This is a genomic window from Corallococcus sp. CA053C (assembly GCF_003611675.1).
In the GTDB taxonomy this organism is placed as follows: domain Bacteria; phylum Myxococcota; class Myxococcia; order Myxococcales; family Myxococcaceae; genus Corallococcus.
Genome location: NZ_RAWA01000288.1, coordinates 1 through 12,830, shown reverse-complemented (window position 1 = coordinate 12,830; position 12,830 = coordinate 1). Strand labels below are relative to the sequence as shown.

General features: G+C 70.5%; 11 protein-coding genes and 1 pseudogene. 2 read left to right on the top strand and 10 right to left on the bottom strand.

What is annotated here, in order from left to right:
• The 9 genes and pseudogenes from D7V97_RS29940 to D7V97_RS29895 form a co-directional block, all read right to left on the bottom strand.
• Positions 1–210: pseudogene (locus tag D7V97_RS29940) on the bottom strand (glycoside hydrolase family 16 protein); the annotation flags it as partial.
• Entirely contained in the window at positions 207–1,421 is a 1,215-nt protein-coding gene (locus D7V97_RS29935; RefSeq protein WP_233583311.1) for an ROK family transcriptional regulator, read from the bottom strand. The gene D7V97_RS29935 and the pseudogene D7V97_RS29940, both read right to left, overlap by 4 nt.
• 62 nt (positions 1,422–1,483) lie before the next feature.
• Positions 1,484–2,260, bottom strand: coding sequence for a hypothetical protein (locus tag D7V97_RS29930; protein ID WP_120614049.1), 777 nt, complete (start codon positions 2,258–2,260; stop codon positions 1,484–1,486).
• A 394-nt stretch (positions 2,261–2,654) separates the two neighbouring features.
• A complete protein-coding gene (locus D7V97_RS29920) occupies positions 2,655–3,020 on the bottom strand; it encodes a response regulator (RefSeq protein ID WP_120614047.1) in 366 nt (121 codons plus the stop codon).
• Positions 3,021–3,022: 2 nt separating this feature from the next.
• Positions 3,023–4,585, bottom strand: coding sequence for an ATPase domain-containing protein (locus tag D7V97_RS29915; protein WP_120614046.1), 1,563 nt, complete (start codon positions 4,583–4,585; stop codon positions 3,023–3,025).
• A gap of 144 nt (positions 4,586–4,729) precedes the next feature.
• Positions 4,730–5,506 (bottom strand): 1-acyl-sn-glycerol-3-phosphate acyltransferase, encoded by a 777-nt coding sequence (locus D7V97_RS29910; protein WP_120614045.1) that lies wholly within the window; start codon positions 5,504–5,506, stop codon positions 4,730–4,732.
• Positions 5,507–5,535: 29 nt separating this feature from the next.
• Positions 5,536–6,321 carry an exodeoxyribonuclease III gene (locus D7V97_RS29905; RefSeq protein ID WP_120614044.1) on the bottom strand — a complete coding sequence of 262 codons (786 nt, stop codon included), beginning with the start codon at positions 6,319–6,321 and terminating at the stop codon, positions 5,536–5,538.
• Between the two features lie 85 nt (positions 6,322–6,406).
• Positions 6,407–8,293, bottom strand: a complete 1,887-nt coding sequence (locus tag D7V97_RS29900; RefSeq protein ID WP_120614043.1) for a lamin tail domain-containing protein — start codon at positions 8,291–8,293, stop codon at positions 6,407–6,409.
• A gap of 159 nt (positions 8,294–8,452) precedes the next feature.
• Entirely contained in the window at positions 8,453–9,415 is a 963-nt protein-coding gene (locus tag D7V97_RS29895) for an alpha/beta fold hydrolase (protein ID WP_120614042.1), read from the bottom strand.
• Between the two features lie 152 nt (positions 9,416–9,567).
• Here D7V97_RS29895 and D7V97_RS29890 point away from each other — a divergent pair, with 152 nt between their 5' ends.
• The gene (locus tag D7V97_RS29890; protein WP_120614041.1) at positions 9,568–10,365 is read left to right on the top strand and encodes a phytanoyl-CoA dioxygenase family protein; all 798 of its coding nucleotides are present in this window, start codon (positions 9,568–9,570) and stop codon (positions 10,363–10,365) included.
• Between the two features lie 20 nt (positions 10,366–10,385).
• Positions 10,386–11,231 (top strand): WbqC family protein, encoded by an 846-nt coding sequence (locus D7V97_RS29885; protein WP_120614040.1) that lies wholly within the window; start codon positions 10,386–10,388, stop codon positions 11,229–11,231.
• On the opposite strand, the gene D7V97_RS29880 is transcribed toward D7V97_RS29885, so the two are convergent.
• A complete protein-coding gene (locus tag D7V97_RS29880) occupies positions 11,174–12,709 on the bottom strand; it encodes an ATPase (RefSeq protein ID WP_120614051.1) in 1,536 nt (511 codons plus the stop codon). The two genes, D7V97_RS29885 and D7V97_RS29880, sit on opposite strands and share 58 nt — an antisense overlap.
• Positions 12,710–12,830 lie beyond the last annotated feature (121 nt).

The following is a 12,830-nucleotide window of genomic DNA, read 5'->3' as shown; positions in this document are numbered from 1 at the left end:
CACCTCCGCGACCCACTTGTCCTTCGCGGGCAGCGTGCCGGCGGCGCCCTCGAACTCGTCCTGCCAGATGAGGGTCCAGCCGGTGCCGGGCAGCACGGTGTCGGGCTTCGGGGTCTCGTCCTGCTTGTCCGTGACACCCGCGGCGGGATCACACGCGAGCGTGCCCAGGCCGCACAGGGCCAGGGAGAAGAGGAGACGGCGGGACGTCATGCGGTTCTCCCAACGTTCTGCTGGGGAAAGAGGGAGCGGTCGCGCAGCGCCGCCTGCAACACCAGGGTGGCCGCGCCCACGGCGATGGCCCGCTCACCCAGCACCGAGGTGACGATGCGCGTCTCCGCCATGGACACGGACAGGGCGCGCTGACGCACCGACGCGCGCAAGGGGTCGAGCAGCAGCTCCCCCACCGACGAAATCTCTCCGCCGAGCACGACGATGGCGGGGTTCAACAGGTTCAGCAGGCCGCCTACCGCGATGCCCAGCCAGTTGCCCATGCCGTCGATGATCTGCTTCGCGGCGGCGTCGCCCGCGCGGGCGCCCTCCACCAGGTCCCGCACCGTGGGGCCCTTGCGGCCCTGGGTGCCCATGAGCTCCCGCGCGCGCTCGGTGAGCGCCGTGGAGCCGATGAGCGTGACGAGGCAGCCGCGCAGGCCGCAGACACAGAGCGGCCCGTTGGAGTCCACCGCGATGTGACCGATTTCGCCGGCCGTGCCGCCCGCGCCCCGGTACACGTCGCCGTGGATGATGTGGCCGGCGCCGATACCGGTGGCCAGCTTGATGTACGTCAGGTCCTCGCCCCCGGAGCCCGCGCCCCAGAAGCACTCCGACAGCGCGCCGAGGTTCGCGTCGTTGTCCACGAACACCGGCATGCCGAAGGCGGTCTCGAACCACTCCTTCACGTCCACGTTCTTCCACGCGGGCAGGATGAGCGGCGACATCTTCCCGGGCGCGGCCGGGTGCACGGGGCTGGGCACGGCCACCCCCATGCCGACGACGGAGCGGCGCGGGACGCGTTCGGCGTCCAGACACTCCTGGATGAGCTCCTTCGCCTTCTGCAGCGACCCTTCCGGATCACCGCGCACCGCGTGGCTCGCCTTGCTCTGCGTGCGCACGCGGCCGCGGAGATCCGTGAGGACCACCGTGACATGGGAGGCGCCCAGTTCGACGCCCACCAGGCTGAAGGCCTCGTCGCAGAAGCCGATGAGGGTGGGACGGCGGCCGCCGCGGGAGACCCCGGCGCCAATGCTGCGCACCAGGCCCGCCTGCTCCAGGTCCGCGACAATGGCGGAGACGGTCGACGGACTGAGCTCCGTGCGCCGGGCGATCTCCGCCCGGGAGATCTGACGCTCGCGCCAGATCATGTTCAGCAGCAGGCCGCTGTTCTGCGCGCGCATGCCCGCCGCATCGACCGTCAACACCGCCATTCCCGCTCTCATCGTCCGCTCACGTTCCGTTGTGTTCCGCGTGGTTCAGGCGCGGTGGGAAATCAATGCCACTGGATGTCGTCGAGGAACAGCACGAGGGGCGCGACGTCCAGCCCGCCCGCCGACCATCCGAAGCCCGCCGCCACTTCGGTGTAGCGGACCCTGCTGATGTCCAGCGTGTACAGCGTGGGCTCCTTGGTCAGGGTGACGTTGATCTTCTTCTCGAAGCCGTCCTTGGACTTGTCCCCGTAGCCCACGAAGAAGTCGACGACCTCGCCGCCCGTTCCGCCCCAGGCGTAGAAGGACACCGACTTCGCGCCGTCCGGCACGAGGAAGCCCTTCTCCGGCTTGTCCGGCCAGTTGCCTTCCGGGTACTGCCAGAAGATGCCGGCCCAGGCGTCGCCGGTGCCGATGCGGGTCGCGGTGATCTTGTGGCAGTTGCCCAGGGCCGAGCCCGGGCGCGGCGTGGTGCAGACGGCCTCGTCCACGATGCCGCCCGGCTGGCTGCCGGCGCCCATGTAGCCGCTGGCCGCCCAGGTGCCGTCCACCGCAAGGGGGAACGCCGCCTGCGTGCCTGCATCGGTGCCCGCGTCGGTGGTGGTGCCGGCGTCGGTGGTGGTACCGGCGTCCGTCGTCGTGCCGGCATCCGTCGTGGTGCCTGCGTCCGTCGTGGTACCGGCGTCCGTCGTCGTGCCCGCGTCCGTCGTGGTGCCCGCGTCGACCTTGGTGCCCGCATCGGGCGTCGACGTCTCCTCGGGGTCACATGCGCCAATGAGCCCCGCGACCGCGAAAACTCCGGCGGCCGCCCACGTCCACGCGAAACGCTTGTTGCGATGCATGCGATCCCCTTCTGGTTGTCTTGCTGGGATGACTTCGTTCTTACGGCGAAGAAATCAAAGGTCGTTGGAAGTCGTCGCTCGCATGCCGCAATGCGTTACCGTCGCCGCCGTGCGTCAGAGGAGAAGTTCCCTCCTCTGTCACCCTGGGCTCCTGCTGCCTGGAGCCGTCCCGCGTCCCCGCCATCGCGAACACATGCGAGTTCGTTCGATGGCCGAAGGAATACCAGCCCCCTTCACTGATTTGCAAGTACGTGACGAAGCCGTACACCCGGTAAAAGAAGGCCCTGCCGCCATCGGCGACGGTGGGATTCGGGTGACGCAGTTCGTCGGAAGTGGTGGCCGGCCCGGTCATGCCAAGGGCAGACACAGGCGCCGCATCAACCCCAGACAGCCGTCAGTGCCTCGGCGGCGCGCCGATGATGTCGCGGACCAGGGCGAGGAGCTGATCGATGTCGAAGGGCTTGGGCAGGAAGCCCGCGCACGGCAGGTGCTGCCAGAACTCCGCGGGGCTGGCGCTCATCATCACCACCGGGACGTCTCTCAGCATCGGGTCGCGCAGCATCGCTTCCAGCACGCCCGGGCCGTTGAGCAGCGGCATCATGTAGTCCAGCAGCACCAGCGACGGACGCTCGAGCGCCATCCGCTCCAGCGCCTCACGTCCGTTGAGCGCGGTGGCGGTGGTGTAGCCCTCGTCCGACAACAGATCGCGGACGGCCTCCACGATGCCGAACTCGTCGTCGACGATGAGGACGGGCCCCATGGTCAGGTCCCTCGACGCTTGCGGACGGTTTGACGTGGCTTGGGATGGGCCGCCTTCTGCGAGGCGCTCTTGCGGGCGGTGCGGCGCGGCTTCGCCAGGGGCGTCGGCTCCGGGGCCTGCGTGCGCGCGAGCCCCGTCATCAACATCTGGCCTTCCACGAAGGGCTGCCCCACCCGGAGCCCCGTGCCGGTGATGTGCAGCTCGCGCAGCGACGTGTCGTAGTCGCTGTTGCGCACCTTCAGCACCGCGAGGAAGCGGTGCAGCCCGGAGTGCAGCTCCACCAGGCGCACGAACAGGATGTTCTCCGCCACCATGGAGATGCCCTTGAGCGGGAACTTCACCTCCGGCCCGAAGGCGCTGGTGGACTCCGCCGTGTAGAGCAGCGTCACCTCGCGCACCCGGCACTCGTTCACGAGCGCCGCCAGGAAGCGCGCCACCCGGGCATTGCGCGTCGAGGCGCGGCGAAGCGCTTCATAGCCATCCAGGAAGATGCGGCGCACCCGCCCGCTCCGGATGGTGGTCAAGAGCTCGATGCCCAGCTTGTCGAGGATGTTCTCCGTGGGCGGCCGGAAGCTCACCTCCAGGTCCCCGCGCTCCATCAACGGCTGCAGGTGCAGCCCCACCCCGGCCGCCTGGGCGAGCATCCGCTCCGGCGCGTCGTAGAAGGCGAAGTAGTGGCCCCGCTCGCCCCGGCGCGCCCCTTCCGCGAGGAAGCTCAAACCCAGCAGCGTCTTGCCGCTGCCCGGGGGGCCCAACAGGATGGTCGTGGAGCCTGCGGGCACCCCGCCCTTGAGCATCTTGTCCAGACCGGCCACGCCAAAGGCGTCCCGCTCACGCGTCCCCGCGCCGGGCACCAGGTGCCCATCCACCAGCGACTCCAGGCGGGGATAGACGGTGAGGCCGTCGCTGGTGATCTCGAAGCCGTGCTGTCCCAGCTTGTAGTCGCTGCCCCGGAACTTGCGGACGCTGATCTCACGCAGGGTGCGCACGCCGAAGGTGCGCTGCTGGAGCAGCATCAGGCCGTCCACCATGGTGTGCTCGGCGCGCAGGCCCTTCTCTCCGCCGGTGGTGAGCACCAGCGTGGTGCAGCCGATGAGGCTCGTCACGACCTGGAGGCCGTGGATGAACTTCTTGAGCGCCTGGCGCGACGGGGCCAGCTCCTCGGCGGCCAGCAGTCCGTCCAGCACGAGCAGCGAGGCCTTGTGCGCCCGCACTTCCTTGCGCACGAGTTCGGCGAGCGCATCCAGCCCGCCCTGCTCCAGGATGGAGAAGGCGCTCAGGTAGTTGATGGAGCTCGTGACGCAGGCTGGGTCGAAGAACGACAGCGTCTGGAGGTTGCTCACCAGCTCCGTGTGCGACTCGGCCAGGAGGGTCAGGTACAGGACCCGGCGCCCCTGGGCCGCCTGATGGAAGCAGATCTGGTTCGCGAGGATGGTCTTGCCCGCGCCCGGCAGCCCCAGGACCATGTACATGCGGCCCTTGCGCAGCCCTCCGCAGAGCAGTGTGTCCATGCCGGGAATGCCCGTGGACAGCCGTTCCTCCTCGCGTGGACCCCCAGGGATCATCAGACGGTTCCTTCCTGGGCGCCACGCGCCGACCCGGGCCGTGATGGACGGACCTGATGACTCCTTAGTCCAGCCGATTTTGAAAACATCAACAATCTGGGAAGCGCTCGCTGGTGGACAGCGCGCCCGCGTTCCGCTGGCTGCTCACCGGGCGGAGCCGAGGTCCGGCGAGGCGATCCCCCCGCTCCCCGTCAGCGGTTTGAGGGACGCGCGCAGGGCCTCGATCTGGGCGCGCGCCAGGTCCTTGAGCTTCTCCACGTCGTCCAGGGTCATCCCCTTGGTGGAGATGGGCGTGCCCACCGTCACGAGTCCCCGCGAGGTCGCGAAGCGCCACGAGTGCTTGGGCAGCGCGAGCCGCGTGCCGCTCACCGCCAGCGGCAGCACGTCCGCCTGAGTCTCGATGGCGAGCCGGAAGGCGCCGTCCTTGAAGGGCAGCAGCTCCTCCGTCTTGGAGCGGGTGCCCTCCGGGAAGATCATCACGGGCATCCCCTTGGCGAGCCACGCCTTGCAGCGCCCCATGGCGCCCGTCGCCGAGTCCCGGTCGCCGCGCTCCACCGGGATGTCGCCGGCCATGCTCATCATCCAGCCCACGACGGGCACCCGGAAGAGGCTCTTCTTGCCCAGCCACTTCATCTCCCAGGGCAGGTGGGAGATGAGGAACGGATCCGCGTTGGACTCGTGGTTGCTCACCACCACGGTGTTGGGCGCCACCCGGTCCGGGATGGTGCCGTGCGTGCTGAAGCGCCAGAAGGGCGTGAGCTTCGCGGCGGTGAAGCCAATGAGCCGGAAGCAGCGCCCCGCCACGTAGCGGCGCTTGTCGAACAGGCCGGTGAAGATGAACAGGGTGAGCTGGACGAAGAAGCCCACCAGGGCCACGAGGCCCACCTCGATCCAGGTCCAGATGGAGAGCAGTGCATTCATGAGGGGTGTCCCTTGGGCACGAGGGGGTTTCAGGAGAGGACGGTGGGATCCAGGTCCACGCTCACCGGGCAGTGGTCCGACCCGTGGACCTCCGGGTGCACGGAGGCCTTGCGCACGTAGCCGAGTGCCGCGGGCGAGGCCAGCACGTAGTCGATGCGCCAGCCGATGTTCTTCTCGCGCACGCCCGCCCGCTGGCTCCACCAGGAGTAGTGGCCGCCCGCCGGGTTGAAGTGGCGGAAGGTGTCCACCCAGCCTGAGCGGATCCACCGGTCGAACTCCTCGCGCTCCTCCGGGCGGAAGCCGCTCGTCTCGCGGTTCTCGCGCGGGCGCGCCAGGTCGATGTCGCGGTGCGCCGTGTTGAAGTCGCCCATCACGAGCACGCGCTCGCCGTCGCGCAGCGGCTTCTCCAGCCGCGCGAAGAGGCGCCGGTAGAAGTCCAGCTTGAACGGGATGCGGCTCAGGTCCCGGTCCTTCCCGTTGCCGTTGGGGAAGTAGCCGTTGACCACGGTGAGCCGGCCGAAGCGGGCGAACTGGAGACGGCCCTCCGCGTCCATGGCGGGGGCGCCCAGAAGGGTGTCCAGGTCGTCGGGTTCATGGCGGCTGAAGAGGCCCACGCCGCTGTAGCCGGGGCGCTCCGCGGCCACGAAGTGGGTCTTCCAACGGCGGGGCGCGCGCACCTCGGCGGGGAGCTGCTCCACGCGGGCACGGACCTCCTGCAGCCCCACGATGTCCGCCCGGGCCTTGGACAGCCACGGGAGGAACCCCTTGCGGTGGATGGAGCGCAGACCGTTGACGTTCCAGGAGACGACTCGCACGCCCCCGCTTATGGCGAAAGCGCGCGGGTATTTCCAGCCCCCACCGTCCCTGGAAGGACGATGGGGGCCGGCCCTACTCAGTGCGTCACGGCGCTTCGGTGCCGCTCGCCTTGTTCTGCGGATCGCGCTTGGTGCGGAGGATGAAGTCCGCGTTGTTCACGTCCGTGTCGTAGCCGTTGCCCGCGGCCTTGTCGGTTCCACCCTCCATGGTGGCGGCCGACGAGGAGGCCTTGGCCTTGCGCTCGATGCTGCCGGCAGTGGCGATCGTGCCGGTGACGGGGCTGTTGCCCTCGGCGGAGTCGGCGGTGCTGCCGTAGCCCACGGTGTCGACCGCGAGTGCGTCCACCTTACCGGTTCCGATGCCGGCAGGGCCCACGCGGACGTGGCCCACCGTGGCGCTCATGGCGAAGGCCGTGCCCCAGCTTGCGTCGGCGGGGGTGGTGGTTCCCACGTAGCCGCTGTTCGCCAGCAGGTAATAGCCGTGTGCGGCGATGCGTGCGCTCGCCGGCAGCGCGAAGCTGCCGGTGTAGGCAGTGCCCGTGGCGCTCTTGTACTGGATCTTCCAGCCGCCGATGTTCACCTCCGCGTTCGTCGGGTTGTAGAGCTCGATGAACTCGTCACCCGCACCGCCCGAGCCACCGCCGGCGACCTCGCTGATGACGATGTGGTTCGTCGTCGGCTCCGCGGTGACCTTCACCTGGGCGGACACGGACTGGCCGCCGAGCGTGGCGACGACGGTGCCCGTCGCACCGGACGCGCCACCGGTGAGGGCGAACTTCGCGGAGATCTGGTTGGCCGGCACCGTCACTGACGCGGGCACCGTGCCCACGCCGCCCGTCGTCGAGAGCGCCACGACCGTGTCCACCGCGGGGGGCACGTCGAGCGTCACGGTGAGGTTGACTGTCTTGCCCGGAGCCACCTCCACCGTCTCCGGCGACAGGAACGCCAGCGAGGCCGCCTCGGTCTCTCCGAGCACGCGCACCGTGGCGTCGCGCGAGTCCGCGCCGAGCGTGGCCGTCAGCGTCGCCTTGGGCGAACCCGCCGCGGCGTCCGCCGTCACGATCACCGGCGCCGTGCTCGAACCCGCGGGCACCGTCACCTGGCCGTTGTTGGCCACGGTGACCGAGGGGCTGGACGACGTCACCTGCACCACCACGTCCGTCACGGCCGGGGCGCTCAGCGTCACCGCCAGCGTCTCCGGAATCGTCTCACCCGTGGTGCCGGAGCGCGCGAAGACCGCCGCCGGCTCGAGCGCGGTGAGCGTCACGCTGCTCGTGCCCGCGTCGCTGCCCGTGCCGCCATCCGTCTCCGTGCCCGCATCCGGCGCGGGACCCGCGTCGATGGCGCCGCCGTCCGTCTCGGTGCCGGCGTCCGTCTCAGTACCGGCGTCAATCGTGCCCGCGTCCGTCTCCGTGCCCGCGTCAATCGTGCCCGCGTCCGTCTCCGTGCCCGCGTCGGTGCCAGCATCCGTGCCGGTGCCCGCGTCGACCGTGCCCGCGTCCGTCTCCGTGCCCGCGTCGGTGCCAGCATCCGTGCCGGTGCCCGCGTCCGTCTCCGTGCCAGCATCCGTGCCGGTGCCTGCGTCCGTCCCGGTACCGGCGTCCGTCTCCGTGCCCGCGTCCGTGCCGGTGCCTGCGTCCGTCCCGGTACCGGCGTCCGTCCCGGTGCCCGCGTCCGTGCCGGTGCCCGCGTCCGTGCCGGTGCCCGCGTCCGTCTCCGTGCCCGCGTCGGTGCCGGCATCATCGCCGGGGCTCACGCCTCCGTCGGTGCCCGCATCCACGGTCGGGGTGGTGATCTGGCAGGTGTTGCTGCAGCGGTCGCCTTCGGTGCGATTGCCGTCATCACACGCTTCGCCACTCTCGACGATGCCGTTACCGCAGACCGGATCCTTCGGATCATCACCACCGCATGCGGACAACAAGAGCAGCACCGCTGACATTGGGACCAGCAGGTGCCGGAAAGACAAGGACATGGAGACTCCGTGTTGAGTACAGAGTCTCTTCCAAACCACAAAATTACAGGCCGACGCAAACCGGCCCCGGCACTTTCAGGCCCCCTTTTCCCCTCCGGCGGACGCCTCGGATTCCCCAAAACCCGACAACCCTGGCGATGCGGATCCGCGGACGCGGGTTCAGCCTGGAATGACGGGGGGTTGCACCGGAGCCGGGGCCTCCAGCCCATGGACCAGGAGGAAGCGCCGGACGGCCTCGCCAATCTCCGTCCCGGCCTCCAGCAGCCCCGCGTGGCCGGCGTCGTCCACCTGGAGCCACTCGGCCTGGGGCAGCGCGCGGTGCAGCCGCTGGACCTCGCTCAGGGGCACGAGCACGTCATCGCGCGCGGCGATGATCAACACGGGCACGCGTACGGACCCCACGACGTCCCAGGCGTGGCCCTCCGCGAGTCCGCGCAGCGTCCGCCAATAGGCCTGGGGGCTCATGCGGTAGAGCGCGTCCAGGAACTCGGCGATGTCCTCGCGCGGCGCTCGGGGCCGCAGCGCTCCCACGGCCCGGGCCAGCGGATCCGCGAAGCGGCTGCCGATGACGGCCTTCACCGCGGGCGCGACCCAGGGCACCAGCGGCGTGCTGGCGCGCAGGGCCTGGCGCGTGGCGGACAACGCCAACCGGGGGCGCCAGCGCGGATCCGCCGAACCCGGCGCGCCGGGCGTCCCCGCGATGAGCGTCATGGACGGCACCAGCTCCGGGCGGCGGCGGTACAGCTCCAGCAGGATGCGCACGCCCATGGAGAACGCGATGTGGTGCGGCGGCCGGCCGTTGCCGCGCGCCATCGTCTCCTCGGTGACGCGCTCCAGGTCGTCCACGTGCACCGGCACGCGGTAGTCCCCGTCGCGCGACTCCTCGCTCTGGCCGTGGCCCCGGTAGTCCCAGTGCACCACCCGGTGGTCCTGCTCGAGGTTGGAGACGATGTGGCGCCAGAAGTTCTCCGACGTCCCGATGCCGTTGGTCAGCAGCACCGGCGGCCGGTTCGCCAGCGCCGCGTCCCGCTTGGGCTCCGGCAGGCCCGCGCTGTGGGTATGGAACGCCACCCGGGTGCCATCCGGGGCGGAGACGAAGTGCGTGGAGCGACGGTAGGGCATTCCCGCCCACCATGCGGCCGGGCAGGCGCGGGTGCAAGGGTCCACCGCTCGGCCCGTCGGAGGCCCGCTCGCGCGGAGGCTCCACCCGACGCTCCACGCGAGGCCTCCACGAACGCTGGACGCGCGCCCGCCTCCGGGAGATCGTGCCGCGGATGATCCGCGCGGAGGCCGAAGGGTTGGACGTGGCGGCCGTGCTCGCCCACTACGAAGCGCACGGCTTCGCCCGGCTGGGCCCGGTGCTGGACGACGCGGGCGTGGAGTCCCTGCGCGAGCGGGCGGACGACCTGATGCTGGGCCGCGTGGTCTACCCGGGCCTGTTCTTCCAGCCGGATGCACCGAGCGGCCGCTACGAGGACGCACCGCTGGGGCTGGGCTGGCAGGGGCCGTCCCTGGACTACCGCAAGCTGGAGAAGCTGGAGAAGGACCCGCGCTTCCTCGCGTGGCTGGAGAACCCGCTGTTCGAACGGATCGCCCGAGCGCGCATCCCGGGCGACATCGTCCTGTACCGCGCCATCCTCTTCCACAAGGGCCCGGCGGGCGGCAGCAACCTGCCCTTCCACCAGGACGGCGGGAAGCTGTGGGGCCTCACGCGGGAGCCGGACCTGCAGATCTGGACCGCGCTGGACGACGCGCCCGAGGGCGGCGGCTGTCTGGAGGTCATCCCCGGCAGCCACCGGGCGGGGCTCGTGACGGCGCTGGGGGGCGTGATTCCCCCGGACCGCGTGGCGGCGGCGGACGCGGACGCGCACGTGGTGTCCCTGCCGGTGCGGGCCGGCGAGGCGCTGCTCATCCACAACCACGTGTGGCACCGCTCCGGTCGGGGACGTCCCGGGCAGCGGCGGCGCGCGTTCTCCGCCTGCTACATGAGCGCGGACACCACCTGCGTGCGCAAGAAGAAGGCCCCACGCGTCTTCCCGCCGGTGTTCCGTCACCCGGTGCGCGGCGGCTGAAAAGCCCTATCATCCGGGGCGTGTCCGGACATCCGGGAGTCCTTGTCGCCGAGCAGCCCCACTACCTGCCGTGGGTGGACTTCTACGAGCAGGTGGCCCGGGCCGGCACGCTGGTGGTGCTGGACGACGTGCAGTGGCTGAGGCGCGGCTGGCAGCGCCGCACGCGCGTCGCCCTGCCCCTCGGCGTGCCCACGCCGCCGCCCACCGAGCCGGGCTTCCAGTGGCTGTCCATCCCCCTGGAGGATCCGCACCGCGACACGCGGATCCGCGACCTCGCCGTGGACGCGCGGCAGCCGTGGGCGCGCAAGCACCTGCAGACGCTGGTGACGCTCTACGGCGGACGCCCCTACTTCCGCGCGCAGGTGTTGCCCCTGCTGGAGCCCTTCTACGACGCGGCGGCGCACGAGTCCGGGCCGGGGTCGCTCCTGCGCGTGCTGCTGTCCAGCATGGCGCTGTTCTACGAGCCGCTGGGTCTCGCGCCGACGATTGTGTGTTCATCCACGCTGGAGCGCCGGGGCGAGGACAAGACGCAGCGCCTGGTGGAGTACTGCCTTCAGACGGGCGCGCACACGTACTACTCCGGGACGGGCTCCACGCTGTACCTGAAGCCGGAGCGCTTCCGCGCGGTGGACGTGCGCCTGTTGTGGCAGCGCTTCCGCCACCCGGACTACGCGCAGGGGCGCGAGGGGCGCTTCGTGACGGGGCTGTCGGTGGTGGACGTGCTGGCCAACGTGCCGCTGGAGACGGTGCGCACGTGGCTTCAGCCCTCGCCGTGGGGGCCGTTCGCGGGGAACGGCCCCCAGCCGCTTCAGCGGGCCGAGGCGGAGGTGGCGTCGGAGGCGGCCTTGTCGAAGCGCACGAAGTAGCTGCGCACGGCGGCGTCGAGCAGCAGGGGTTCCAGCCGCGGCGCGGTGCCCTGGTAGTGCGCCATGTCGATGACTTGATCCAACAGGTCGCGCGGCTGGCACGCGGCGAAGGGCCGGTCGTTCGGGCGGTAGTGCTCGTCGATGAGGTAGTCGATGGCGCGTGCGTCGTAGGGCACGCCGCGCTTCCTGCACATCACCTGGAAGATCTCGTGGAACTGCTGCTCGTCCGGGCGCTGCACCTCCAGCTTGTAGCGGACGCGGCGCAGGAAGGCGTCGTCCACGAGCGCGCTGGGATCCAGGTTGGTGGAGAAGGCGGCGAACACGTCGAAGGGCACCTGGATCTTCTTGCCCGTGTGCAGCGTGAGCATGTCCACGTCGCTCTCCAGCGGGACGATCCACCGGTTGAGCAGGTCCTTGGGGGACACCTTCTGGCGGCCGAAGTCGTCGATGAGGAGCATGCCGTTGCTCGCCTTCATCTGGAACGGCGCCTCGTAGTACTTCACCTCCGGGGTGTAGACGAGGTCGAGCATCTCCAGCGTCAGCTCACCGCCCACCACCACGAGCGGACGGCGGCAGCGCACCCAGCGGCGGTCATACGGCTGGGAGCCGGGTTCGTCCTCCACGGGCTTGTGGATGTTCGCGTCGAACATCTTCACCACGAAGTCGTCGATGAGCAGCGCGTGGGGAACGAAGATGTCCCCCTCGTAGCAGTTGACCATGCCCTGGCAGATGGCTGTCTTGCCATTGCCCGGAGGCCCGTAGAAGAAGATGGCGCGCCCGGAGTTCATCGCCGGGCCGATGCCGTCGAAGATGTAGTCGCGGATGATGAGGTCGCCGAACTTGTCCTGCATCCGGTTGCGGGTGATGCGATTGCCGCGCACGGTCTGCTGCTTCACGGCGGCGGCCCACTCGTTGAAGGGCACGGGCGCCGGGCCGTTGTAGCGGTTGCGGTCGAGGATCTGCCGCAGCACGTCCGTCACGAAGGTGGTGAGCTGGTAGATCATCGTGGAGCGACCCACGCCGGATCCGCCACCGCCCCGGATGTCGATGTACTTCTGCCGGCGCAGGCCCTCGATGATCTCATCCACGAGCGTGGTGGGCAGTTGCAGGCGGGCGGCCACGTCCATGCCGCGCATCTCGCCCGCGAAGAAGATGGCCTTGAGGACCAGCTCCTCCACGAACGTCGCGTTGAGCCCGCACTCCTGGAGGTTGCGCGGCTGCACGGGCCAGAACTTGGGCGCTGGCGGGGCCTCCGGGGCGTCACCGCGCCGGGGAGGCCCGCGACGGTCCGGACCGGCGAAGGACTGGGCCACCGGGGGGGCGGCCGTGCCGCGACGGTCAGGGCCGCTGTAGGGCTGGCCAGGGGCGCCGCCGCGACGGTCCGCGCCCGGAGCAGGACTCGCGCCGCGACGGTCGGGATCCGCCGGGGGCGCGGGAGGAGGCCCTCCGCGCCGCTCGGGTTCGGCGGACGCGGCCATGGCGCCGCGTCGCTCCGCGTCCGGGGGGCCGGGAGGCGCGGTGCGACGCTCGGTCTGCACGTCCAGCAGTTCGTCGTTGTTGAAGGGCGGCGGCGCGCCCTGCGGGGCCACGCCCGTGGGG